The sequence below is a fragment of the Pseudomonas sp. UBA7530 genome, from assembly GCF_002479365.1.
Taxonomy (GTDB): Bacteria; Pseudomonadota; Gammaproteobacteria; order Pseudomonadales; family Pseudomonadaceae; genus Aquipseudomonas.
On the sequence record NZ_DLMS01000013.1, the window covers coordinates 337,262 to 359,652 of the forward strand.

At 63.2% G+C, this 22,391-nt stretch carries 26 protein-coding genes and 1 pseudogene; 12 read left to right on the forward strand and 15 right to left on the reverse strand.

Annotation, left to right across the window (positions count from 1 at the left end; translation table 11 throughout):
• Positions 1-6: 6 nt before the first annotated feature.
• Positions 7-1,461: a TrkH family potassium uptake protein gene (locus tag B2U07_RS22160; protein ID WP_197856601.1), complete on the reverse strand. Its 1,455-nt coding sequence runs from the start codon at positions 1,459-1,461 to the stop codon at positions 7-9.
• A 3-nt stretch (positions 1,462-1,464) separates the two neighbouring features.
• Positions 1,465-2,919, reverse strand: a complete 1,455-nt coding sequence (locus B2U07_RS22165; RefSeq protein WP_197856600.1) for a TrkH family potassium uptake protein — start codon at positions 2,917-2,919, stop codon at positions 1,465-1,467.
• Positions 2,920-3,240: 321 nt separating this feature from the next.
• On the opposite strand from B2U07_RS22165, the gene B2U07_RS22170 reads away from it, so the two are divergent.
• Positions 3,241-3,612, forward strand: a complete 372-nt coding sequence (locus tag B2U07_RS22170; RefSeq protein ID WP_197856599.1) for a YkgJ family cysteine cluster protein — start codon at positions 3,241-3,243, stop codon at positions 3,610-3,612.
• Between the two features lie 163 nt (positions 3,613-3,775).
• Positions 3,776-4,336 carry a nitroreductase family protein gene (locus B2U07_RS22175; RefSeq protein ID WP_197856598.1) on the forward strand — a complete coding sequence of 187 codons (561 nt, stop codon included), beginning with the start codon at positions 3,776-3,778 and terminating at the stop codon, positions 4,334-4,336.
• An 11-nt stretch (positions 4,337-4,347) separates the two neighbouring features.
• On the opposite strand, the gene B2U07_RS22180 is transcribed toward B2U07_RS22175, so the two are convergent.
• The 5 genes from B2U07_RS22180 to B2U07_RS22200 all read right to left on the reverse strand — a co-directional run bounded on the left by B2U07_RS22180 (position 4,348) and on the right by B2U07_RS22200 (position 7,689).
• The gene (locus B2U07_RS22180; RefSeq protein ID WP_197856597.1) at positions 4,348-5,676 is read right to left on the reverse strand and encodes a sensor histidine kinase; all 1,329 of its coding nucleotides are present in this window, start codon (positions 5,674-5,676) and stop codon (positions 4,348-4,350) included.
• 63 nt (positions 5,677-5,739) lie between these two features.
• Positions 5,740-6,147: a Spy/CpxP family protein refolding chaperone gene (locus B2U07_RS22185; protein WP_197856596.1), complete on the reverse strand. Its 408-nt coding sequence runs from the start codon at positions 6,145-6,147 to the stop codon at positions 5,740-5,742.
• A 135-nt stretch (positions 6,148-6,282) separates the two neighbouring features.
• Positions 6,283-6,960: a response regulator transcription factor gene (locus B2U07_RS22190; RefSeq protein ID WP_275546126.1), complete on the reverse strand. Its 678-nt coding sequence runs from the start codon at positions 6,958-6,960 to the stop codon at positions 6,283-6,285.
• A 4-nt stretch (positions 6,961-6,964) separates the two neighbouring features.
• A complete protein-coding gene (locus tag B2U07_RS22195; RefSeq protein ID WP_275546125.1) occupies positions 6,965-7,348 on the reverse strand; it encodes a translation initiation factor 2 (IF-2, GTPase) in 384 nt (127 codons plus the stop codon).
• 41 nt (positions 7,349-7,389) lie between these two features.
• Positions 7,390-7,689, reverse strand: a complete 300-nt coding sequence (locus B2U07_RS22200; RefSeq protein WP_197856593.1) for a YciI family protein — start codon at positions 7,687-7,689, stop codon at positions 7,390-7,392.
• Between the two features lie 118 nt (positions 7,690-7,807).
• Here B2U07_RS22200 and B2U07_RS22205 point away from each other — a divergent pair, with 118 nt between their 5' ends.
• The 6 genes and pseudogenes from B2U07_RS22205 (at position 7,808) to B2U07_RS22230 (ending at position 12,503) form a co-directional block, all read left to right on the forward strand.
• Positions 7,808-8,674, forward strand: a complete 867-nt coding sequence (locus B2U07_RS22205; protein WP_296277949.1) for a PHP domain-containing protein — start codon at positions 7,808-7,810, stop codon at positions 8,672-8,674.
• 13 nt (positions 8,675-8,687) lie between these two features.
• The gene (locus B2U07_RS22210; protein WP_296277951.1) at positions 8,688-9,314 is read left to right on the forward strand and encodes an L-threonylcarbamoyladenylate synthase; all 627 of its coding nucleotides are present in this window, start codon (positions 8,688-8,690) and stop codon (positions 9,312-9,314) included.
• Positions 9,315-9,385: 71 nt separating this feature from the next.
• Positions 9,386-10,600 carry a tryptophan--tRNA ligase gene (locus B2U07_RS22215; RefSeq protein ID WP_296270479.1) on the forward strand — a complete coding sequence of 405 codons (1,215 nt, stop codon included), beginning with the start codon at positions 9,386-9,388 and terminating at the stop codon, positions 10,598-10,600.
• Between the two features lie 140 nt (positions 10,601-10,740).
• Positions 10,741-11,439 (forward strand): segregation and condensation protein A, encoded by a 699-nt coding sequence (locus B2U07_RS22220; protein WP_275546199.1) that lies wholly within the window; start codon positions 10,741-10,743, stop codon positions 11,437-11,439.
• Positions 11,436-12,212, forward strand: a pseudogene (scpB, locus tag B2U07_RS22225) (SMC-Scp complex subunit ScpB); the annotation flags it as partial. The gene B2U07_RS22220 and the pseudogene scpB, both read left to right, overlap by 4 nt.
• Positions 12,213-12,320: 108 nt before the next feature.
• Entirely contained in the window at positions 12,321-12,503 is a 183-nt protein-coding gene (locus tag B2U07_RS22230; protein ID WP_197856588.1) for a DUF1289 domain-containing protein, read from the forward strand.
• 4 nt (positions 12,504-12,507) lie between these two features.
• Here B2U07_RS22230 and B2U07_RS22235 read toward each other — a convergent pair whose 3' ends face one another.
• Positions 12,508-13,527, reverse strand: coding sequence for an AraC family transcriptional regulator (locus B2U07_RS22235; protein ID WP_296277955.1), 1,020 nt, complete (start codon positions 13,525-13,527; stop codon positions 12,508-12,510).
• Between the two features lie 103 nt (positions 13,528-13,630).
• Between B2U07_RS22235 and B2U07_RS22240 the strand changes: the two genes are divergently transcribed.
• The 4 genes from B2U07_RS22240 (at position 13,631) to B2U07_RS22255 (ending at position 17,549) form a co-directional block, all read left to right on the forward strand.
• Positions 13,631-15,106, forward strand: a complete 1,476-nt coding sequence (locus tag B2U07_RS22240) for a flavin-containing monooxygenase (RefSeq protein WP_296277957.1) — start codon at positions 13,631-13,633, stop codon at positions 15,104-15,106.
• Positions 15,090-16,019, forward strand: coding sequence for an alpha/beta hydrolase (locus B2U07_RS22245; RefSeq protein ID WP_296277958.1), 930 nt, complete (start codon positions 15,090-15,092; stop codon positions 16,017-16,019). The genes B2U07_RS22240 and B2U07_RS22245 overlap by 17 nt, the downstream gene beginning before the upstream one ends.
• A gap of 360 nt (positions 16,020-16,379) precedes the next feature.
• On the forward strand, positions 16,380-16,724 hold the full coding sequence (locus tag B2U07_RS22250; RefSeq protein WP_024307795.1) for a ribonuclease E inhibitor RraB: 345 nt from the start codon (positions 16,380-16,382) through the stop codon (positions 16,722-16,724).
• Positions 16,725-16,841: 117 nt separating this feature from the next.
• Positions 16,842-17,549, forward strand: coding sequence for a type 1 glutamine amidotransferase (locus B2U07_RS22255; protein WP_275546119.1), 708 nt, complete (start codon positions 16,842-16,844; stop codon positions 17,547-17,549).
• 63 nt (positions 17,550-17,612) lie between these two features.
• Here B2U07_RS22255 and B2U07_RS22260 read toward each other — a convergent pair whose 3' ends face one another.
• The 7 genes from B2U07_RS22260 to B2U07_RS22290 form a co-directional block, all read right to left on the reverse strand.
• Entirely contained in the window at positions 17,613-17,951 is a 339-nt protein-coding gene (locus B2U07_RS22260) for a hypothetical protein (RefSeq protein ID WP_275546118.1), read from the reverse strand.
• An 11-nt stretch (positions 17,952-17,962) separates the two neighbouring features.
• Positions 17,963-18,499: a DinB family protein gene (locus tag B2U07_RS22265; RefSeq protein ID WP_275546117.1), complete on the reverse strand. Its 537-nt coding sequence runs from the start codon at positions 18,497-18,499 to the stop codon at positions 17,963-17,965.
• 22 nt (positions 18,500-18,521) lie between these two features.
• A complete protein-coding gene (locus tag B2U07_RS22270; protein ID WP_275546198.1) occupies positions 18,522-19,085 on the reverse strand; it encodes a GNAT family N-acetyltransferase in 564 nt (187 codons plus the stop codon).
• Positions 19,086-19,098: 13 nt separating this feature from the next.
• The gene (locus tag B2U07_RS22275) at positions 19,099-19,800 is read right to left on the reverse strand and encodes an SDR family oxidoreductase (RefSeq protein WP_275546116.1); all 702 of its coding nucleotides are present in this window, start codon (positions 19,798-19,800) and stop codon (positions 19,099-19,101) included.
• Between the two features lie 215 nt (positions 19,801-20,015).
• On the reverse strand, positions 20,016-20,378 hold the full coding sequence (locus B2U07_RS22280; protein WP_275546115.1) for a VOC family protein: 363 nt from the start codon (positions 20,376-20,378) through the stop codon (positions 20,016-20,018).
• Positions 20,379-20,406: 28 nt separating this feature from the next.
• Positions 20,407-20,628 carry a helix-hairpin-helix domain-containing protein gene (locus B2U07_RS22285; RefSeq protein WP_275546114.1) on the reverse strand — a complete coding sequence of 74 codons (222 nt, stop codon included), beginning with the start codon at positions 20,626-20,628 and terminating at the stop codon, positions 20,407-20,409.
• 183 nt (positions 20,629-20,811) lie between these two features.
• Complete coding sequence (locus B2U07_RS22290; RefSeq protein ID WP_275546113.1) at positions 20,812-22,377, reverse strand: methyl-accepting chemotaxis protein; 1,566 nt, start codon at positions 22,375-22,377, stop codon at positions 20,812-20,814.
• Positions 22,378-22,391: the final 14 nt, after the last annotated feature.

The window sequence follows — 22,391 nt, forward strand, 5'->3', positions numbered from 1 at the left end:
GCGCGCTCAGTGGCGCCAGAAGGCCGGAAACAGCAGCACCAGCACCGTGAGGATTTCCAGGCGCCCGAGCAGCATGCCGAAGCTCAGTAGCCATTTGGCCAGGTCGGGAATGGTGGCGTAGTTGCCGGCCGGGCCGACCATCTCGCCCATTCCCGGGCCAACGCCGGACACCATGGCCGCTGCGCCGGTCAGTGCGGTGATCCAGTCCACTCCACACATGGCGACCGCCAGCGCCAGGGTGGCGATGGTGATGGTGTAGAAGAAGGCGAAGGCGAGGATCGAGCGAACGATATCTTCATCCAGACGGTGGCGGTTGTACTGCTGCTTGATGACCGCGCGTGGATGGATGAGCTGTTTGAGGTTGGCCTTGAGCAGGATATAGGCGACCTGGAAACGGAAGATCTTCAGGCCCCCGGCGGTGGAGCCGGAGCAGCCGCCGACGAAGCCCAGATAGAAGAACATCATGCTCGCGAAGGGGCCCCACATATGGTAATCGCCCACGGCGAAGCCGGTTGTGGTCATGATCGAGGTGATGTTCACGGCGACCAGGCGTAGCGCATCGAGCCAGTACAAGTCGGTGGTGAGCCATTTCCAGCTGGCCAGGATGAACCAACTGCCCACCAGCAACAGCAGAAATCCGTGCACCTGGGCATCGCGCAGCAGGGCGCGGTAATTGCCGCGCAGGGCGCCGACGTAGAGTACGAAGGGCAGACTGCCAAGCACCATTACCACGATGGCAACCCAATGGATGGCCGGTGCCTGCCATTTGCCCAATGACGAGTCCGAGGTGGAAAACCCGCCGGTGGCGATAGCGGACATGGCGTGGTTTATCGAGTCGAACAACCCCATCCCCGCCAGCCAGAAACCCAGCACAGCGAGTGTGCTGAGGCCGACATAGGCCAGCACCATGTACTTGGCGACCATGTGCGAGCGCGGCATGATCTTCTCCGAGCGGTCCGAAGATTCGGTCTGGAACAGACGCATGCCGCCGATGCGCAGGATCGGCAGGATCGCCACTGCCATCGCGATAAAGCCGATGCCGCCCAGCCAATGCAGTAGCGAGCGCCAGATCAGCGTGCCGGGAGACATGTCGTCGAGGCCGCTGAACACCGTGGCGCCAGTGGCGGTGATACCCGACATGCTCTCGAAATAGGCATCGGTGATGCTCGCGCGCTCGGCAAAGACGAACGGCAGCGCAGCGAAGATCGACACCATCACCCAGCTCGACACGGTGAGCATGTACATGTCGCGTGGGCGCAGCTGCGTCTGCTTCGGTCTGCCCTGAGCGATCATGGCGATGCCGGCGATCGCGGTGATCAGGCTGGACCAGAGAAAGGCATTGATGTCTTGCGGCTGTTCGAAAATCAACAGGGTGATCACCGGCACCAGCATGCTCACTGCCAGGGTGACTAGGAAGATGCCATTGATGAACGCGAGGATGCGCAGGCTGGAGATGGGCATCGGTCAGTGCTTCCAGAAGCTGCGGGTGACCAGCACCAGCACGGTCAGAATTTCCAGGCGGCCGAGCAACATGCCGGCGCTGAGCAGCCACTTGGCCGAATCCGGCAGGCTGGCAAAGTTGCCGGCCGGGCCGATGATCGGGCCGAGGCCGGGGCCGACGTTGCACACGGCGGTGGCAGCGCCGCTCAGTGCGGTCACCCAGTCCAGGCCGACCAGAGTCAGGGCCAAAGCCAGCACGCCAATAGTGATGGTGAAGAAGAAGGAGAAGGTGATCAGCGAGCGGACGATCTCTTCATCCAGGTTGTGGTTATTGTATTGCTGCTTGATCACCGCGCGCGGGTGCACCAGCTGCATCAGGTTGGCCTTGAGCAGCACGTAGGCGACCTGGAAACGGAAGATCTTCAGGCCGCCAGACGTTGAGCCCGAGCAGCCGCCGACGAAGGTCAGGTAGAAAAACAGCAGCACGGCGAAACTGCCCCAGGTGGTGTAGTCGCCCAGGGCGAAGCCGGTGGTGGTGACCACCGAGGTGACGTTGACCGCGACGATGCGAAAGGCATCGAGCCAGGTGTAGTCCGAGTTGATCCACAGCCAGGTGCCGAATACCAGCCAGGTGAGCAGCAGAAAGCCGATGAAGCCGCGGACCTGATGATCCTTGAACAGCGCCTGGCGATTGCCGCGGACGAAGGCGACATAGAGCATGAAGGGCATGCCGCCGAGCAGCATTAGTACGATCGCTGTCCAGTGCACAGCCGGTTGTGGCCAGTGCGCGAGCGAGGAGTCGGAGGTCGAGTAACCACCGGTGGAGATCGAGGTCATCGCATGGTTGAGCGCATCGAAAGGCTCCATCCCCGCCGCCCAGTAGGCCAGCACACCGAACAGGGTGATCGCGACGTAGAGCAACAGCAGATACTTGGCCGCCATGTGCGAGCGTGGCATTACCTTCTCGCCCCAGTCCGAGGATTCGGTCTGGAACAGGCGCATGCCACCGACGCGCAGCAGCGGCAGAATCGCCACGGCCATACCGATAAAGCCGATGCCGCCCAGCCACTGCAGCATCGAACGCCAGATCAGGATGCCGGGTGACATGCTGTCGAGCCCGGTCAGTACGGTCGAGCCGGTGGTGGTGATGCCGGACATGGTCTCGAAGACGGCGTCGGTGTAGCTGATGTGCGCGATCAGCATCAGTGGCAGGGCAGCAAATGCGCACACCAGGGTCCAGCTTCCTGTGGTCAGCAGATACATGTCGCGTGGACGTAACTGGGCATTCTGCGGGCGGCCGGGAATCACCAGCGCAAGCCCGGTGATCAGGGTGATCAGGCTGGACCAGAGGAAGGCATTGAGGTCTTCCGGATGTTCGAAAATCAGCAGGGTCAGCATGGGAATGGCCATGCTGACCGCCAGGGTAATAAGAAATATGCCGATGATGAAACCGATGATGCGCAGCGTCGGCAAGGCCATGTAAAGGGCTCTGGCGGGTTCTAAAGTGCGCCATTCTACCCGCGGACGGGCGGCTGTAAACCGGAACAGTCGGGTGTGTGAAAACGTAGCGAGCGAAGGTCAGGCAATACCGATGGCGGCCCCACAAAACAGGTGAGAAAGCGCAGTTTACGAGCTGTAAATGAGCATTTTGATCGGACTCGCGCACGAGCCTGTTTTTAACGCAGCCTGGCGAGCGCAGTAGTTTTCACACGTGCCCGGTGAAGGGGCTTTACAAGCGTATAGCCAAGCATAGAATAGCCGCCAGTTGCCGGCGTCCGTCGGTTTCCGAGTTTTCCTCAAATGTCCGAAGCTAATCCCTGCCTCACGTGCGGCGCCTGCTGCGCGTTTTTTCGTGTGTCCTTCTTCTGGGGCGAGTGTCAATCCGCGGGCGGTAGCGTTCCGGACGAGCAGGTCATCCAGATCAGCCCTCACTACGTCGCCATGCGTGGCACCGAGAGCAAGCCGGCGCGCTGTACCCAACTGCTGGGCGATGTCGGTTGTGGAGTGCGCTGCACCCTTTACGAACAGCGTTCGAGCAGTTGCCGCGAGTTCGAGGCATCCTGGGAAAACGGTGTGCACAACCCGCGTTGCGATGAAGCGCGCCAGGCCCATGGCCTGCCGCCGCTGACGCCGCCGGTGCAGCCGGTCATATCGCCCGACCAGGTAGCCTGAGAGCCGCCACAGACCACAGGCTGCAAACTAGGGCGGGCGATCCGCGGATTGCATCCGGGCCACGACCTCACGAGCTCCGACATCCGATCCGTGGGTTGGTCAGCTTGCAGCTTGCAGCTTGCAGCATTGAGAATGCGCCTTCTTTGTTTTAAGGAGGTGGCCGATGGAGGCTCTCGACGCACTGCTTAACCGTGTTTCCGTTCCTCGCCTGGTGGACCCGGCTCCGGACGCGGCGCAGCGTGATTTGCTGTTTCGCGCGGCGTTGCGCGCGCCGGATCATGGCCAACTGCGCCCCTGGCGCTTTCTCACGGTCGAAGGGCAGGCGCGTGAACGCATGGGCGAGCTGTTCGCCGAGGCCTTGCAGCTCGCCGATGCGCAGGCTGCGCCGGAGGCTCTGAGCAAGGCGCGTAGCATGCCGCTGCGCGCGCCGTTGCTGGTGGTGGTGATCGCCCGGGTGCAGGCGCATCCCAAGGTGCCTGCGTCCGAGCAGGTGACCGCTGCCGGTTGTGCTGCCCATGGCATCTTGCTGGCGGCGCATGCTCAGGGCATCGGCGCGGTCTGGCGTACCGGAGATATGGCTTACAACGCCCATGTGGCCAAGGGGCTGGGCCTGACGGCGGACGAGCAGATCATCGCCTATCTGTACCTAGGCACGCCGGAGCGTGAATTGCGCCGCGCACCTGAGTTGAACGTCGAGGATTTCGTCAGCGCCTGGCAAGGCTGAGCGAGCGGGGCTCAGGCTGTCTGTTGCCTGGCCGGCAGCCTGAGGGTGGCGACGAAACCGCCTTCGGGGTGGTTGCTCAGCAGCAGTTCACCGCCATGGCGCTGCGCCGCCCGACGTGCGATGGCCAGCCCGAGTCCGTGGCCGGAACCGCTCTGACCCGGCGCGCGGAAGAAGGGCTCGCCCAACTGCTGCAGGTATTCACTGGCCACGCCGAGGCCATGGTCGCGCACACTGAGCAGGACGTCCTGCCCCTGGCGCTGCACGTCGATGACCACGGGCTGGTCAACGGGACTGAAGCGCAGGGCATTGCGCAGCAGGTTGTCCAGCGCGCGTTCCAGCATGTCCGGCCAGCCTTCCAGTTGCGCGCCCTGATCGAGCTCTATTTGCAGCGGCTGCTGGGGTGTGGTCAGGCGCGCATCCTCCTGCAATTTGCCAAGCAGTGCGCGCAGGTCTACCGGCTGAGCGGCGCCAGGGTCGGCGTCGAGGCGGGCGAGAGTGAGAATTTCGCTGATCAGCGCCTCCAGCCGATCACATTCCTGGTCTAGCCGTGGCCAGAGTTTTTCCCGCTCGGCGGCATCGGCGCGTTCTGCCAGGGCCAGGGCGATGCGCAGGCGTGCCAGGGGCGAACGCAGTTCGTGGGACACATCGCGCAGCAACTGGCGCTGACTGCCGATCAACCCCTGCAGGCGCTCGCCCATGCGGTTGAAGTCCTTGGCCAGCAGGCCCAATTCGTCCCGGCGGGTGGCCAGGCGCGCCAGGCTGTTCTGCTGATAGGCGGTCTGACCGAGGTCGTGCACGGCGCCGCGCAGGCGATCCAGCGGGCGGGTGATCGACAGCGTCAGCATCAGGCTGAACAGCGTCAGCACCACCAGGGCGATGGCCAGGGCGCTGAGCGGCCAGAACAGGCTGCCGCGGTGCCAGGCCGCGAGTTCAGGATGCGGGATGCGGTAGATGAATAGATAGCTCTCGCCGCTTTGCGGGCTGGTGTATTCGGCCGTCAGGCGGCGCCAGGGCAGGCGACGGTCATCGCCGTGACGCGCCTCGAAAGCCGCTGCGCGCGATGGAAAGGTGCCTTTGACCAGTTGCTGGCCACTCTCGCCAAGCACCTGGGTGTCGATGCGGTACTTGCGTTTGCGTCGTTCGAGAAAGTCCTGCGCCGCGGCTGGCCCCTGCTGTTCGTAGCGGTTGACCCACTCGCTGTCGATGTCATCAAGGCCTGGATGCATGCTGAGTATCCAGGCGTCCTGATTCAAAGCGCGGCCAAGCAGGAGCGACAGGCCGGCCACCAGAGCGATGGCCAGCCAGAAGCTCGCCAGGATGCGCCAGAACAGTGAACGCACGGTGATTCCTCACGCAAAAGCCGCCGGGCTCGGCGAGCGCGGCGGCGGGTTTAGGGTAACGGATCAGTTGGTCTTGCTGTCCTTTTCGGCCTTCCAGGCCTTGAATTCGGCCATTTCAGCGCGACGAGCTTCCATTTTTTTCTGATGCTCGTCGAAGGCTTTCTGCTGCTCGGGGTTGAGCAGGTCACGCAGGGCCTTGTGCTGGTTGGTGCGGGCCTGGTCCAGCTCCTTCTTCATGGCCTGTTTCTCGGCTTCTGGCAGCTTGTCCAGGTAGCGTTTGGTGATATCGCGATGGGTCTTCATCTGCTCGCCCATCAATTTGCGGAATTCCTGGCGCTGTTCCTTGCTCAGGTTCAGCTCCTTGAACATGCCATGGCCGCGGTCATGGTGGCGTGGGCCGCCGTCGGGCATGGCGAAGGCCAGGGTTGGCAGAGTGGCAGCGAGCAGCAGAGCGGTGAGGGTCTTGCGCATGGTGATTCTCCTTGTCTCGAAACCGGTAACGACCGGATGGGCTCATTATGCGGCGGTCAAGGTCAAGGGCAGTCAGGCGTGGGTAAAGCTTGGGTAAAGGCGATGTTGCTGAGCGTTTACGTAGGGCGGCAACGATCACGGTGCGTAGTAATAGCCGCGGCTGCGCAGGGCGAGAATGCGCGGGCGGCCGTCGGGATGCGGGCCGAGCTTCTTGCGCAGATTGCTGACGTGCATATCCAGGCTGCGGTCATACAGAGTCAATTTGCGGCCCAGGGCGAGCTGTGCCAGCGCCTGTTTGTCCACCGGCTCGCCCGGTTGGTGCAGCAGGGCCTCCAGCAGGCGGCTTTCGGAAAGCGTCAGCGGAACGTCATGCTCGCCGATGCTGACTACGCCGCGGTTGGGGCTGAAGCTGAGATCACCCAGTTCCAGTTGGCTGCTGGCGGGGGCGGGGGCGGTGCGCCGGAGTACCGCACGCAGGCGTGCGGTCAGCTCGCGAGGGTCGCACGGCTTGGCCAGGTAGTCGTCGGCGCCCAGCTCCAGGCCGAGGATGCGATCCAGCGGTTCGCCGCGGGCGGAAAGCATCAGCACGGGCAACTCCGGATGCTCGCCACGCAATTGCTTGAGCAATTCCAGGCCGCTGCCGTCGGGCAGCATCACATCGAGCACCACGGCGTCAGGCGCCTGTAAAGCAAGGGCCTGGCGCGCACCGCCCGCTTCATGGCAGGCGGTGACCTGAAAGCCTTCCTGGGTCAGCCAGCTGGCGAGCAGCTCGCAGAGTTCCTGGTCGTCATCGATCAGCAGTAAGCGGCTCATGGCTTCAGTTGATCCATTCGCGACGAGTCTTGCGCGAGCCTCGCAGCAGGGCGCCGAACAAGATCGACGCCAGGCTCAGCGCAGCGCCGAGGGCGAACCAGGTCTGATGCTCGCTGAGTAGGCGTGGCTGGGTCTGCGCCTGGGTTTCCTTGAGCTGCATGCGCAGGCGTTGGTTTTCCTGGCGCAGGCGCTGCAGTTGCACGGCGCTGCTGGCTTGCTGCTCGTTGCGCAGTTGCTCGCTTTGGGCCAGGCGCTGCTCGAGCTCCTGGCTCTGCTCAGCGCTTGCGGCTGCCTGTGCTGGGGCAGGTTGCAGGCTTTCTTCTTCTGCCTGCAGCGAGGCGCAGGTCAGCAACAGGGTGACCAGCAGGGACAGCGGGATCGTGCGCATCGCGATTCCTTGTATGCGAAAGCCGCGTGAGTGGTGCTACGTCAGGGCAGCACTTTCTTGAAGGGTTTGACCACCACGCTGGCATACACGCCGGCTGCGCGGTACGGGTCGGCATCGGCCCAGTTCTGCGCGTCCTCGAGCGAGTCGAACTCGGCAACTACCAGGCTGCCGCTGAAGCCCGCCGGACCCGGATCGTTACTGTCGATGGCCGGGTGCGGGCCGGCCAGCAGCAGGCGACCTTCCTGCTTCAACTGCTCCAGACGGGCGAGGTGAGCGGGGCGGGTGGCCAGACGATTTTCCAGGGAATTTTCGACGTCGGTGGCGATGATGGCGTAGAGCATCTCAGTCCTTATTTAGGGTCGAAGTGGGGAGGGAGTGAAGCATTTGCGCCACACGGCGACGGCGTTGGCGCGGATGTGGGGCATAATAACAAACATCAATCTCAACGAAAGCGCCGCCATGATTGTCGATCTGCACTGCCACAGCACCGCCTCAGATGGCGCCCTGGCGCCCGCCGTACTGGTGGCCCGGGCGCACGAACGCGGCGTGCGGCTGCTGGCGCTGACCGACCATGACACCCTCGAAGGCCTCGATGAGGCGCGCCGCGCGGCGACCGCCCTGGGCATGAAGCTGATCAATGGCATCGAACTGTCCTGCACCTGGGGCGGGGCGACCATCCATGTGCTGGGGTATGCCTTCGAGCGGGAAGCTCCCGCGCTGCGCGCTGCCATCGACGCTCTGCACCATGGGCGCTGGCAGCGTGCCGAGGAAATCGACCGACGCCTGGCGGCCAAGGGCATGCCGGGCGCACTTGAAGGCGCACGTGCTGTCCAACAGGAATTGGGCGACAGTGGCAACGCGCCGGCGCGTCCACATTTCGCCGAGTTTCTGGTGCGTGCCGGCCATGTGCGGGATCGCGCCGAGGCGTTTCGCAAATGGCTGGGCTCGGGCAAGTTGGGCGACGTCAAGCAGCATTGGCCTGCGCTGGAAGAAACCGTCGCCACCTTGCGTTCGGCCAGGGCCTGGATCAGCCTGGCGCATCCGTGGCAATACGACTTTACTCGCAGTAAGCGTCGACGCCTGGTAGCCGACTTCGCGGCAGCGGGTGGCCATGCCCTGGAAGTGGTCAATGGCATGCAGCCAGCCGAACAAGTCGGTGGCCTGGCGATTCTGGCGCGCGAGTTTGGCTTGATGGCCAGCGTCGGTAGCGATTTCCATGCGCCGGGCGACTGGTCAGAGTTGGGCATGTACCGCCCGTTGCCTGATGACCTGACTGCGCTCTGGGAGCGCTTCGAACATGCACAGCCATCCGCTGTCACTTCATGAGCAGGGAGCAAGCGTGAGTCAATTTTTCCAGGTTCACCCGGAAAACCCACAAGCACGCCTGATAAAACAGGCCGTGGAAATCATTCGAGGCGGCGGCGTGGTGGTCTATCCTACCGACTCGTCCTACGCCCTTGGCTGCGCCATTGGCGACAAGAACGCGGTCGAACGCATTCGCCGCCTGCGCCAGCTCGACGACAAGCACAATTTCACCCTGGTATGCCGCGACCTGTCGCAGATCGGCCTGTTCGCCAAGGTCGATACCACCGCCTTCCGCCTGTTGAAGAACCACACCCCTGGCCCCTACACCTTCATTCTCAACGCCACCCGCGAAGTGCCGCGCATGCTGCTGCATCCCAAGCGCCGCACCATTGGCATCCGCGTGCCCAGTCATCCCATCGCCCTGGCATTGCTGGAGCAACTGGGTGAGCCGCTGATGAGCGTCAGTCTGATCATGCCGGGCGAAGAGCTGCCGATGTCCGACCCTTACGAAATGCGCCAGATTCTCGATCACCATGTCGAGCTGATCATCGATGGCGGTTTTGGCGGGCTGGAAGCGTCCACCGTGGTCAATCTCGCTGACGACAGCCCGGAAGTGCTGCGTGTCGGATGCGGCGACCCGACGCCGTTCGACGATCTCTGACGCCGGCTTTTCCGTTGTGGGCGCAGCTACCCTATACTCCGTGGTCTTGTCTGGATTTTGGATAGAACGGTTTGAGCCTTAACGACTCCGAACGTCGGGTGCTGTCAGGGATGCGTCCTAGCGGTCGTCTGCACCTCGGGCACTATCACGGCGTGCTGAAGAGCTGGGTCAGGTTGCAGCACGAGTACGACTGCTTCTTCTGCATCGTCGACTGGCATGCACTGACCACCGAATACGCCGATGCCGGCCAGCTTTCCCAGCACGTCATGGACGTGGCCGTGGACTGGCTGGCCGCGGGCGTCAGCCCCAGCTCCGCGACACTGTTCGTGCAATCGCAAGTGCCGGAGCACGCCGAGCTGCACCTGCTGCTGTCGATGATCTGCCCGCTCAGCTGGCTCGAGCGCGTGCCGTCCTACAAGGAACAGCAGGAGCGCCACAGCGGCAAGGACCTCTCCACCTACGGCTTTCTCGGCTATCCCCTGCTGCAGGCGGCGGACATCCTGCTGTATCGCGCCGGCCAGGTGCCGGTCGGGGCGGACCAGCTGCCGCACATCGAATTTGCCCGCGAAGTGGCGCGCCGCTTCAACCACCTGTATGGCAGCGAGCCGGATTTCGAACTCAAGGCCGAGGCCGCCATCGGCAAGCTGGGCAAGAAAGTCGGCAAGCTCTACAGCAACCTGCGCAAGGCCTACCAGGAGCAGGGCGATGCCCAGGCGCTGGAGACGGCGCGCGCCTTGCTCAAGGAGCAGACCAGCATCACCCTGGGCGATCAGGAGCGTCTGTACGGCTACCTCGAAGGTGGCGGCAAGGTGATTCTGAACGAGCCGCAGCCGCTGCTCACCGAGTTTTCCCGGGTGCCCGGCCTGGATGGGCAGAAGATGGCCAAGTCCAGCGGCAATGCGATATTCCTGCGCGACAGCGATGCCGAGATCGAGGAAAAGCTGCGGCGCATGCCCACCGACCCGGCGCGCGTGCACCGCGACGATCCGGGTGAGCCGCAGCGCTGCCCGGTCTGGTCGCTACATCAGTTGTATTCCGACAACGAGCAATTGCACTGGGTCATCGACGGTTGTCGCAGCGCCTCGATTGGCTGCCTCGATTGCAAGAATGCCCTGTGCTCGGCGCTGCAGGCCGAACTGGCGCCACTGCAGCAACGCGCCATGGATTACGAGGACAGCCCGGACCTGGTGCGCAGCATACTTGCCGAAGGCGCCGAACGGGCGCGTGACGAGGCGCGCAACACCCTGGCCGAAGTGCGCATGGCCATGGGCCTGAACCATCGTTGAAGGAGCAGCGGCCGATGAGTGAAACCGCCACGCCAGCCGTGGACAGCCAGGCCGGCGCCCAGCAGGAGCTGCCATTCGCCCTGGTCTACGGCGAGGCGGTCACCGAGTTGCCGCTGGATCTTTACATTCCCCCGGATGCCCTGGAAGTCTTCCTCGAAGCCTTCGAGGGGCCGCTGGATTTGCTGCTCTATCTGATTCGCAAGCAGAACATCGACATCCTCGATATTCCCGTGGCCGAGATCACCAAGCAGTACATGGGCTATGTCGAGCTGATGAAATCCGTGCGCCTGGAGCTGGCTGCGGAATACCTGGTCATGGCCGCCATGCTCGCCGAGATCAAGTCGCGCATGCTCCTGCCGCGCTCGGCCGAGGCCGAGGAAGAAGAGGACGACCCGCGCGCCGAGCTGATCCGCCGCCTGCAGGAGTACGAGCGTTTCAAGGCCGCTGCCGAAGGCATCGATGAACTGCCGCGCGTCGGCCGCGACGTGACCGTACCCAAGCTGGACGCTCCCGAGGCCCGGGCGCGCAAGCTGCTGCCGGACGTCAGCCTGGAAGAGGTGCTGCTGTCGATGGCCGAAGTGCTGCGCCGCGCCGACATGTTCGAAAGCCATCAGGTCACCCGCGAGGCATTGTCCACCCGCGAGCGTATGAGCGAAGTGCTGGAACGCCTCAAGGGCGGGGCGTTCGTGCCTTTCGTCGAGCTCTTCGCTGCCGAAGAGGGGCGGCTCGGCGTGGTGGTGACCTTCATGGCGGTGCTCGAATTGATCAAGGAATCTTTGGTGGAGCTGGTGCAGAATGAGCCGTTTGCCGCCATTCACGTCCGAGCCCGTGCCGAATGAACCTGAACGACCCCAAAGACCTGGCCCAGTTGCTCGAAGCCTTTCTGCTGGCCTCCGGCAAGGCGCAATCGCTCGAACGTCTTTTCGAGCTTTTCGAAGAGGGCGAGCGGCCCGAGCCGGCGCAGTTCAAGGCGGCGCTGGAGATTCTGCGGCAAACCTGCGAGGGCCGCGCCTTCGAGCTGAAGGAAGTGGCCTCGGGCTATCGCCTGCAGATCCGCGAACGCTTCGCCCCCTGGGTTGGCCGGCTCTGGGAGGAACGCCCGCAGCGCTATTCCCGTGCGCTGCTGGAAACCCTGGCGCTGATCGCCTATCGCCAGCCGATCACGCGCGGCGAGATCGAGGACGTGCGCGGCGTGGCGGTCAACAGCAATATCACCAAGACGCTGTTGGAACGTGAGTGGATTCGCGTGGTGGGCTATCGCGACGTACCGGGTCGCCCGGCGATGTTCGCCACCACCAAGGGCTTTCTCGATCACTTCAACCTGAAGAGTCTCGACGAACTGCCGCCGCTCGCAGCCCTGCGCGAACTGGAGCCCGAACCGGAGCTGGCGCTGGATGACGACGCGGAAGTGCCGGCAGGCTTGCAGGCGCGCGCCGACCTGGCGTTGCAGGAGGAAGGCGAGACCGCCGAGCCGCGCGAAGAAACCAGCTTCCGCAGTTTGCTGGCCGAACTCGACGACATGGAACAAGGGCTCAAGACCGACTTCGATGACCTGCGTCTGGTCGAGGAGAGCGAGGGCGATCCAGTCGAAAGCGAACTGGATGGCGATCAGCCGTTGCATTGACAACGTTTAAGCCGGGTATCGAATCCTTCAATCACGCTCGCTTACCCAGACCTTTATTCTTGCCTGCATCCGACCCGTCCTGGTCTAGGAGACGCAATGAGCAAGAACCCCTGCATCAAGATCTGTGAATTCGAAAAGGACATCTGCCTGGGCTGCGGCCGCAGCCGCCAGGAAATCAAGGGCTGGAAGCGCCTGGACAAGCACGAGCGCCTGGCCCTGTTGGCCCAGGCCGATATGCGCTTGCTGGCACTGGAGGCGACCGGGCGGCGCAAGGGGTAGCGGTTCAGCCGACCGCCCCGCGCTGATAGCGCCCTGGCGTAATGCCTTTCCAGCGCTTGAAGGCATGGATGAAGTTCGACAGCTCGCCATAACCCAGGCGCTCGGCGATTTCCTCCAGGCTCAGGCCGCCGGCAGCCAGCAGCTCTTCGGCCAGGGCCTGGCGCACATCGTCCTGCAAGGTGCGGAAGCGGGTGCCTTCTTCGATCAGGCGCCGCCGCAGGGTACGGCTGCTCAGGTGCAGGCGCTCTGCTATGCGCTCCATATCGGCAATCTGTCCTGGCGATTGAAGCAGCAACTCGCGCACGCGCCCGGCCAGACCCTGGTGCCATCGATGACGCGCCAGCAATGCCTGGCATTGTTGCTCGCAGGCCTTGACCAGTTCTGGATTGGCCCGCGGTAGCGGGTTGTCCAGCAACTCGGCGGCAAATCCCATTCGATTGCCCGCCGCGCCGAAGCGGGGCGTCTGGCCGAAGGCGGCGATGAAAGGCGAGAGATCGGCCGGCGCGGCCTGGCGCAGTTCCACGTCCAGCAATCGCAGCGTACTGCCGAGCAGCTCGCGTACCACCACCAGGGCGCCGAGCATGTCGCGTTGTACGATGAAGTCATGCTGCGCCGGCGGGAGGGCGCTGTCATCAAAGTGCAGGCTGGCGACAGCGTCATCCACGCTCAGGCTGATGCGGGTGAACGCGTAGGTCAGGCCGTGATAGCGCAGGCCCAGCTCGGCGGCCTGGCGTACCGTGGCGCTGCTGAGAATGGCGTAGCCCCAGGCGCCATAGCTGGTCACGTGGTAACGCCGGCCGGCCTGCAGACCAAGGTCTTCGACTGCAGGTAGCGCGCCGATCAGGTTGCTGATCAGCCGTAACTCGCGCCGGGCTTCGACTTCGCCGTTCGGGCTGGCCAGTTGCACGGGGCTGAGCCCCGTTTCGTGCAGGCACCTATCCAGGCTCAGGCCGAGATCGAGGCCTAGCTGGGTCAGTAGCTGAATGCTGGTGATGCTGCGTCGCGCGGGCCAGGGTGCTGACATAGATTGTCCGAAAATCACAATACCCTGGCCGACTATGCCATAACCGGGGCGTGTCGCGGCAAGTAGCATCTGCTCCTCGGCATACACGGTCGGGGAGACCACAATGAATAACAACCCCCGTACGAACACGCCCTGGCGCGTACTGATCATCGGCAGCGGTTTTGCCGGTCTGGGCCTGGCCATGCAGTTGCGCAAGGCCGGTGACGACGACTTCCTGCTGTTGGAAAAATCTGCCGAAGTCGGCGGCACCTGGCGCGACAACAGCTACCCAGGCGCCGCCTGCGACGTGCCTTCGCACTTGTATTCGTTCTCCTTCGAGCCCAAGCACGACTGGTCGCGCAAGTTCGCGCCACAGGCGGAAATCCACGCCTACATCCTGCAGTGCGTGGAGAAAAACCGGCTGCGCCCGCATATCCGCTTGAACAGCGAAGTGCTCGGCGCCGAATTCGATGCCGAGCGGGGCGTCTGGCGGGTCGAACTGGCTGGCGGCCAGGTGGTCGAGGCGCAGGCGCTGGTCAGCGCCTGTGGCCAGCTCAATCGGCCGGCTTACCCGAAGCGGCCTGGCCTGGAGCACTTTCGCGGCGAGGCCTTTCACTCGGCGCGCTGGCGCCATGATCTCGACCTGACCGGCAAGCGCGTGGCGGTGATCGGCACCGGCGCATCGGCGATCCAGTTCGTGCCGCAGATCCAGCCGAAGGTGGCCAGCCTGCACCTGTTCCAGCGCTCGGCCGCTTATGTGCTGGCCAAGCCTGATCGCGTCTACCGCGCCTGGGAGATCGCCCTGAAACAGCGTTTCCCTCTGTGGCAACGCGCCGACCGCCTGCTGCAATACCTGCATCACGAGGGCCGTGCGCTGGCGTTCATCCGCTTTCCCTGGCTGATGCGCCTGTTTCGCCACAGCTTCACTCGCCATCTGCGGCGACAACTGCCCGATGCCGGCAAGCGAGCGCGGTTGCAGCCGGACTATCCCATGGGCTGTAAGCGCATCCTCATCAGTAACGACTACTTCCCGGCGTTGGCGCAGGCCAATGTCGAGATCGTCGACTCGGCGATTAGCGAGGTGCGCGAACATTCTCTGGTCACCGCTGATGGTCGTGAGCATCCCTGCGACGTGCTGATCTACGGCACCGGTTTCACTGCCACCGATTTCCTCGCGCCGATGCGTATTCGCGGCCTAAATGGCGTGGAGCTGAACCAGGCCTGGAAGGACGGCGCCGAGGCCTACAAGGGTATTAGCGTCAGTGGCTTTCCCAACCTGTTCCTGCTCTATGGGCCGAACACCAACCTTGGGCACAACTCCATTCTCTATATGCTTGAGAGCCAGTACGCCTATGTGCTGGGCTGTCTGCGCGCGCTGCGCGAGCAGGGGCTGCGCTATCTCGATCTGCGCCCGGCGGTGCAACGCAACTACAACGCCGGCCTGCAACAGGCGACTCATCGAACAATATGGGAGCGGGGCTGCGACAGCTGGTACAAGACCGCTACCGGCAAGAACACCAATAACTGGCCGGGTTTCACCTTCACCTATCGACTCATGACCCGCACTCCGGAGCTTGCCGACTATGACTGCGTCCGCTGATTTCAAAGCCCCAGCCGCCGAACAAATGCTGCTGCGCGGCCTGTTGCGCGGCTTTCTGTGGCTGTTCTTTCGCGGCCTAGTGCGGCCGCCGATGCCTGTGTCGGCGCAGCGCCGCATATTGCGCGTGCTCACCGCCATCACCCTGACGCCGCGCGGGGTCAGCCGCAGCGCCGCGACCCTGGCCGGGCGGCCCTGCGAATGGCATCGGCCACCTGTCAGCAGCGGCAGCGTGCTGCTCTATCTGCACGGCGGCGCCTTCATGATCGGTGGCCCGGATACCCATCGCGGCATCTGCGCCAGCCTGGCCAAGCGCGGCGTCCTGGAGGTCTGTGCGCTGGACTATCGCCTGGCGCCGGAGCATCCCTATCCGGCGGCGCGCGATGATGTGGTGGCCGCTTACCAGGCGCTGCTGGAAGCGGGCCATGGGCCGCAGCAGATCGCCATTGGTGGCGATTCGGCTGGCGGCAACCTGAGCCTGGTCGGCTGCCTGCGCATCATCGAGCTCGGCCTGCCGGCGCCGGCCGCGCTGGTGTGCTTCTCGCCGGTCACCGATTTCACTGGCGAGCACATGCAAGAGCCGCCCGCCGGCGATCCGCTGATTCACCCGCGCTGGATCGAACAGGCCGCCGAGCTCTACTGCCCGCCCGACCTGCCGCGCAACGACCCGGGCATGTCACCACTGTTCGCCGACCTCAGCCGCTTGCCGCCGACGTTGATCCAGGTGGGCGAAGACGAGTTGCTGCTCAATGACAGCTTGCGTCTGGCCGAGCGCGCCAAGGCGGCCGGAGTGGCCGTGCGCCTGGAGCGCTATCCGGGGTTGTGGCACGTATTCCAGGCGCATGTCGGCGTGCTGCGCGCTGCGGATTACGCCATCGCCCGTGTGGTGGGCTTTCTCCGTGAGCGGGGCGTGTGAGTGGGCAGGCTCTCCAGCGGGCTGCTAGCGGAGCGTAGAGCCGCTCGTTCGAGCCTTGTGGTTTACGCTGGCCAATTGCCGCTGGTCGCCGGCTTTGTCACAAAGGCTTTCCATCTGACGCCAAACCCTCGTTCAGCGACTACCCTTGAAGAGACGGTTTCCGCCTGGCGCTCTGCCGGGCAGTCGTCGATACGCTTGCAGTAGACACATCGAGCACCTGCTCGATTCTCGGGGCGGCACCAACTGGAACTCTCTAGAAAGCCGTTTTTAGAGATGCCCGATAGGGGTCGCGACACCGTCCGCAGGGCGGTCGCAATGGGAAAGCGGTTTATCCATCCATAGCCTGAGAGGGGGTCGTTTATGAGCACAGCCTTCCACGAAGACTCCAGCACTTCTGTGCTGCGTCGGATGAAAGAAGGGGGATTCGACTTCGCCCAGTTTCACCCGATCGAGTTCTACGCCATCTTCCCCGACGAAGAACGGGCCAGAATGGCCGCCAGAAACTTTCGCGGCGAGTCGCTCAACGCCCAGATATCCGCCCGCGAGGACGGCGTCTGGCACCTGCAGATCAGCAAAGTGATGTACGCCACCCATGCCGGTATCGGCGAATTTGAACATGACTTGGAGTCCATCGTCGTCCCGTTGGGCGGCAAGATGGACGGCTGGGGCGTCACGCAGGAGGTGAAAGCGTCAGCCATGCGTTAGGGCGAATGCAGCGGCATTCACCACAGACCATCGGCCGGTTGTCCGGCCGATGGCTTCAACCCCAGCCTAGCTCGACTCGCCACTTCTTCTCGCGCAGACTGCGCGGCGGAGGTGCTCATGGCTGATGTTCTGATCCTGACTCATATCGATTATTGCCCGCCAGCCCACCTGGCGCAGGTGCTGCAGGCGCGTGGCTGCAGCTTCGACGTGCTGCGCGTCGACCTGGGCGAATTGCACGGCTACGACCTGCAGCAGTCCAAGGCGGTCGCCGTGATGGGCGGACCGATGAGCGTCAACGACCCGCTGCCCTGGATTGCCGACGAGTTGGCTGCGCTGCAACGCTTGATCGCGCGCGATATTCCCATCATCGGCCACTGCCTGGGCGGCCAGTTGTTGGCCAGGGCGCTCGGCGCCAGCGTGCGCCGTATGCCCTACACCGAAGCCGGTTTTCAGCTCATGCAGCGTCGCTCAGAGTCAGCCGGCAGTCCCTGGCTGGCACATTTGCCCGAGTCGTTCAGCATCTTCCAGTGGCATGGCGACACCTTCGCCATGCCGGAAGGGGCGCAGCCTCTGCTGAGCAGCCGCTGGTGCGACAACCAGGCGTTCGCCTGGGGTGACAAGGTACTGGCGCTGCAAGGGCACCCGGAAATGACCGAGGCGCTGATCCAGCGCTGGCTCGACGACTGGGCGCACCTGCTCGATGCCAGCCAGCCCAGTCAGCAGAGCATTGATGAGATGCGCGAAAACCTGAGCCGGAATGTCAGGGCGCTGAACCGTGTCGCAGAAGGTTTCTATACGCACTGGCTGAAGCTGGCCGGACTCTGAGAGGCGTAAAGCCGCACCGGCTGGCTTAGCTCCTGTACGGTCGGCGATTCCCTGTTCTGGTTTCTACGGTCCCCAGTAATCGAAGTAGTAGATATTGCCGGGTTTGATCTCGAGATCAACCGCTGCGCCGCAACGGATGGCGCGTATCCCCGGCTTTATTTCACCAGGTTCATGGGGGCGGTGCGGCCAGGGCGCGCCGTCTACAGAAAGTGTCCCGCAGTGACCACCGTTATCGTCTTCGATGACCAGGTAGGTCTTGCCGTCGACGGAGGGCTTGTAGCGCCCTCTGAGCTCATAGGTTGCCTCCGTGTCCCGGGCAGCAATGTTGATTAGCAGTGCCACCAGCGCCATGAGCAGGGCGGCGCCGAGGGTGATCAGCAGATACTTGAGTGCTCGCATCATTTACTGCGGTTTCATAGCTCTTCAGGGATCAACACTAGTAGATCGGTCACCCCGACATCCACACCCGCCTGGTTCAGTAGCGTAGTGGCCTGACCACGGTGGTGCGTCTGATGGGTGAACAGGTGCATCAGCAGGGCGAAGAAATTCTTTCTCGCTTCCACACCTTTCATATTGCGATAGCTCAGCGGCTGATCCAGTTGCTCATCGCGAATTTCCTGCGAAAAGGCTTCGAGACAGGCATCCAGTCGTTGGCGCACCACCAGAAGTTCTCGGATATTCGCTGCCATCGGCTGATCCAGTCGTTCTGGTTTGTTCAGCGTGTCGAGTGCCGCTAGCGCCTGGTAAACGGCCGGGTGCGCAGCGAATCGCCCTAGCCAGATCCGGTCGGTCACTACCAGATGATTGAGCGTGCCGAGTATCGAGTCGAAGAACGCGCCACGTTCGGCGCTCAGAGGTTCGTCGGACAGGCTGGAAGCCGCTGTGTAGAGCCGATCGTTCATCCAGCTGTTGTAGCGCGCCATAAGGCGGATATGCTCGATTCTCTGCATGGCTTCACCTGTTGCTCACGACTTATTGGTGACTATGGCGGCTGCGCCAATTTTCACTCAGCAAACCATAGAGCGCCGAATCCGATACTTGGCCGTCGATGATCCAGCGCTGGCGCAGCAGACCTTCCCGGCTGAATCCCAATCGTTCGAGCGCGCGGCCGGAGGCGGCGTTGCTCGGGTCGATTTCCGCTTCGACGCGGTTGAGTTCCAGGGTTTCGAATCCGTGGCGCAGCAGCTCGCCGGCCGCCTCCTGAACGTACCCCTTGCCCCAGGCTGAAGATGCAATGCCAAAGCCGATTTCCGCGCGGCGTGACTCCGGGTGGTAGCTGAACAGCAGGCATTTGCCGATCAGCTCGGCGTTATTCCTGTCGACGATGGCCAGCGTCAGGCGCTGGCCATCGTGCATGGCCTGCTGCTCCTCAAAGATGTATTCCCGTGCCACGGCCTCACAATCCCAGGGCAGCGTATTCCAGTACTGCATGACCTGCGGATCGGAAAAAATAGCGAACAGCGCCGGAGCGTCCGCCGCTTGCAGAGGGCGCAGTACGAGACGCGGTGTCTTCAGGGTGACGGAAAGATCGGGCATCGATTTCCTCGCTTCAGAAACGTTCGTCGGCAATGGCAGGCAACACCAGTTCGCGTACGTAACTGGCCTCGGACAGGTTCAGCAGCGTTCGCACCAGGGCGACCACATCGTGCAGCGGAATCAACTGGCCCTCACCATTTCGTGCCGCCTGCTCGACGGGCGTTTGCAAGCCATCCCGGGTATTGAGGTACCCCAGTTGCAGGCAGGTGACGGCCAGGCGCTGATCGCGAAAGCCTTCGCGCAGGCTCTCGGCGATGCCCTTGAGGGCGAACTTGCTGGCACCGAAGGTGACTTCCGGGCGGCCACTTTGCGGTAGGGCCGAGGTGGAGCCGGTGAGGATCAGTTGCGGCTTGGCGCCGCCGAGCACCCGCGGTAGCAGGCGCTTGAGCAGCAGCAAGGTCGCGCCGATATTGACGCTGACCATCTCGAGAATCTGTGCGTCGTCGTCCTGCAGAAAGCTGTAATCATCCTCGAACGCGCGAGCTTCCCAGATACCCAGGTTGTAGATGATCGCGTCCAGCTTTTGCGGTGCCTGGGTTTCGATGGCATCCACAGCTTGCAGCGGATCGCTCATATCCGCTTCGATCCACCGTATCTCCGGGGCCAGATCGGCCGGACGGCTACGGGAAATCCCGATCAGCTCGTGGCTTTGCGCCAAACCCTCTACCAACGCACGGCCAAGACCTCGGCTCGCGCCGATCACCATGATGCGCATCCTGTGCCTCCTTGAATTCCTGCAGAGATTTTCCATGGCTCGGGCGAGGGCAATACTCGCCCGAGGGTGGAAAGGCTGGGACGTTAATTGGGAGCTGGCTGGCGGTCAAATAACGGTCTGCAGGCGCCGCCTTTCAAGCGTTACGGATTGTCTCCATCGTCGATTCCAAGCCCTCGCCTGCACATGGCAGGGGAGGTTGCTGGCCGGTGGGGGGACTATTGACCGTCCGGCTCCGACCATACGGCAAACTCGTTGCCACCCGGTTCGACGAAGTGAAAGCGTCTGCCTCCGGGGAAGGAAAAGATCGGTTTGACGATTTCCCCACCGGCAGCCTCGACCTTGGCCAGGGTGTCTTCCAGCTTTGCGCTGTAGAACACGATCAATGCGCTGCCGCTGTCGCTGCGTGCAGACATTTCGGCGCTGAAGAAACCGCCATCCAGACCTTCGTCGGCGAAGGCGGCGTAATCGGGCCCGTAGTCGGTGAAGCGCCAGCTGAAAGCGGCCTGGAAGAAAGCCTTGGTGGCTGGCAGGTTACGGGAAGGATATTCGACGTAGTTGATCTTCTCGTGTGCAGGCATGCCGGACTCCTTGGCAATGAAAGTGTGGTTACTGACGTGATTTGGCCAGATCGATGGCAGCTTGAATAGCTGCGCGTGCTTGCGGGCTGTTCTTCCAGCAGGTGGAGCCAAGTTGACCCGCTACTGCGGTGACGATATCGCCAACGCTCGCTCTGGCCAGCTCGTGCAGCGAGTCGATGCCAATCTGCTCGAGGCGCTGCACGGTCGGGCCTACGCCTTTAACTTGGTGTTCTTCGGGTGGGAAGGGCATTGGATGCTTGCTAGGGGATTGAATTAAGAGGCGGGCTTTAGCCGTTGCAGTGAGCGAGGCGAACGGTTTGAGCCAGTTGTTATGAGCTCTGCGAAAGGGATAGGAAGATCGCGAACAACTTCGCGCCTACAGGCGACGGAGGCGCGGAGAAGGCGCAGCGGCTAAGCCGCCGCGCCTCTTGTTTCAGCGGTTGAAGCGTTCGACCAGAGCGTACTGGCCATGTGCAGTGTTGGTCAGGGCTTCGCTGAGCTTGGCGGTGCTTTGCGCTTCGCCAGCGGTCTGGTCGGCCAGTTGGGCGATGGTGGTGATGTTCTGGTTGATCTCGTCGGCGACGGCGCTCTGCTCTTCCGCTGCGGCGGCGATCTGGTTGGCCATGTCGGCGATATTGGCGACCGAGTCGCTGATGCCAGACAGCGCCTGATCGGCTTTGAGAACGCGTTCGACGCCTTCATCGGCCTGCTTGCGACCGATTTCCATGGTTAACACGGCTTCTTCGGCAGTGCGTTGCAGCTTGGCGATCAGGCCATGGATCTGTTCGGTGGATTCGGCGGTGCGCTGCGCCAGCGAGCGAACCTCGTCGGCCACCACGGCGAAGCCCCGGCCCATTTCGCCGGCACGCGCGGCTTCGATGGCGGCGTTGAGAGCGAGCAGGTTGGTCTGGTCGGCAATGCCCTTGATCACGTCGACCACGCCGCCGATTTCGTTGCTGTCCTGGGCCAGGCGGGTCACGGTTTCACCGGTATCGCCCACCGATTGCGAAAGGCGCTGGATGGCTTCGCGGGTTTCCGCGGCGATGGTGCGGCCTTCGTCGGTGAGGCGGTTGGCTTCCTGGGTGGCGATGGCCGTACGGGCAACGTTGCTGGCCACTTCCAGGGTGGTCGCAGCCATTTCGTTGACAGCGGTTGCGACCTGCTCGGTCTCCTGGCGCTGACGTTCGAGACCGTCGGAGCTGTTGTGCGCCAGCTTGTCGGCTTCACGCGCCTGCTGGGTCAGTTGTTCGGCGGTGTCCTGCAGGCGGGTGAGGCAGGTTTTCAGCCGTGCATCCTGGCTGAGCATGGCCATTTCCAGGCGCGCTTCGGCGCCGCGGCTGTCGGTGTACATCTGCGCGATCAGCGGGTCGGAGGTGGTTTGCTCGGCGATGCGCAGCAGGCGCTTGATGCCTCGGGTCTGCCAGGCGATGCCGGCCAGGCCCAGCGGGACGGAGAGCAGGGCGGCAAGGATGAAGCCCCAGTTGCTGCCCATCCAGTGGCCGATCAGGAAGCCGATCTGGCTGACCAGGATGAAGGGCATCCAGGCCTGAACCACAGGCAGCCATTGGTTGCTGGCTGGGATGGCTGATTTGCCGGCATTGATACGGCTGTACAGAACCTCGGCACGGCGTACCTGTTCGGCCGTGGGTTTGACGCGGACGGATTCGTACCCGACGACCTGGTTGTTCTCGGTCATCGGTGTGACGTAGGCGTTGACCCAGTAATGATCACCGCTTTTGCAGCGGTTCTTGACGATACCCATCCACGGGCGCCCGCTTTTCAGGGTCGTCCACATGTGGTCGAACACGGCCGACGGCACGTCCGGGTGGCGCACGATATTGTGCGGCGCACGCGTCAGCTCTTCGCGGCTGAAACCACTGATTTCGACAAAGGCGTCGTTGCAGTAGGTGATCTGCCCCTTGAGGTCGGTAGTGGATATCAGGCGTTGTTGTGCAGGAAAGGTACGCTCACGCTGAGTGACCGGCTGGTTGTTACGCATGGCAGGTGTCCGTC

Coding starts and splice junctions, on each gene's coding strand:
- B2U07_RS22160 (WP_197856601.1), bottom strand. CDS start 1,461: ATGCCCATCTCCAGCCTGCGCATCCTCGCGTTCATCAATGGCATCTTC.
- B2U07_RS22165 (WP_197856600.1), bottom strand. CDS start 2,919: ATGGCCTTGCCGACGCTGCGCATCATCGGTTTCATCATCGGCATATTT.
- B2U07_RS22170 (WP_197856599.1), top strand. CDS start 3,241: ATGTCCGAAGCTAATCCCTGCCTCACGTGCGGCGCCTGCTGCGCGTTT.
- B2U07_RS22175 (WP_197856598.1), top strand. CDS start 3,776: ATGGAGGCTCTCGACGCACTGCTTAACCGTGTTTCCGTTCCTCGCCTG.
- B2U07_RS22185 (WP_197856596.1), bottom strand. CDS start 6,147: ATGCGCAAGACCCTCACCGCTCTGCTGCTCGCTGCCACTCTGCCAACC.
- B2U07_RS22190 (WP_275546126.1), bottom strand. CDS start 6,960: ATGAGCCGCTTACTGCTGATCGATGACGACCAGGAACTCTGCGAGCTG.
- B2U07_RS22195 (WP_275546125.1), bottom strand. CDS start 7,348: ATGCGCACGATCCCGCTGTCCCTGCTGGTCACCCTGTTGCTGACCTGC.
- B2U07_RS22200 (WP_197856593.1), bottom strand. CDS start 7,689: ATGCTCTACGCCATCATCGCCACCGACGTCGAAAATTCCCTGGAAAAT.
- B2U07_RS22205 (WP_296277949.1), top strand. CDS start 7,808: ATGATTGTCGATCTGCACTGCCACAGCACCGCCTCAGATGGCGCCCTG.
- B2U07_RS22230 (WP_197856588.1), top strand. CDS start 12,321: ATGAGCAAGAACCCCTGCATCAAGATCTGTGAATTCGAAAAGGACATC.
- B2U07_RS22235 (WP_296277955.1), bottom strand. CDS start 13,527: ATGTCAGCACCCTGGCCCGCGCGACGCAGCATCACCAGCATTCAGCTA.
- B2U07_RS22240 (WP_296277957.1), top strand. CDS start 13,631: ATGAATAACAACCCCCGTACGAACACGCCCTGGCGCGTACTGATCATC.
- B2U07_RS22245 (WP_296277958.1), top strand. CDS start 15,090: ATGACTGCGTCCGCTGATTTCAAAGCCCCAGCCGCCGAACAAATGCTG.
- B2U07_RS22250 (WP_024307795.1), top strand. CDS start 16,380: ATGAGCACAGCCTTCCACGAAGACTCCAGCACTTCTGTGCTGCGTCGG.
- B2U07_RS22255 (WP_275546119.1), top strand. CDS start 16,842: ATGGCTGATGTTCTGATCCTGACTCATATCGATTATTGCCCGCCAGCC.
- B2U07_RS22260 (WP_275546118.1), bottom strand. CDS start 17,951: ATGATGCGAGCACTCAAGTATCTGCTGATCACCCTCGGCGCCGCCCTG.
- B2U07_RS22265 (WP_275546117.1), bottom strand. CDS start 18,499: ATGCAGAGAATCGAGCATATCCGCCTTATGGCGCGCTACAACAGCTGG.
- B2U07_RS22270 (WP_275546198.1), bottom strand. CDS start 19,085: ATGCCCGATCTTTCCGTCACCCTGAAGACACCGCGTCTCGTACTGCGC.
- B2U07_RS22275 (WP_275546116.1), bottom strand. CDS start 19,800: ATGCGCATCATGGTGATCGGCGCGAGCCGAGGTCTTGGCCGTGCGTTG.
- B2U07_RS22280 (WP_275546115.1), bottom strand. CDS start 20,378: ATGCCTGCACACGAGAAGATCAACTACGTCGAATATCCTTCCCGTAAC.
- B2U07_RS22285 (WP_275546114.1), bottom strand. CDS start 20,628: ATGCCCTTCCCACCCGAAGAACACCAAGTTAAAGGCGTAGGCCCGACC.
- B2U07_RS22290 (WP_275546113.1), bottom strand. CDS start 22,377: ATGCGTAACAACCAGCCGGTCACTCAGCGTGAGCGTACCTTTCCTGCA.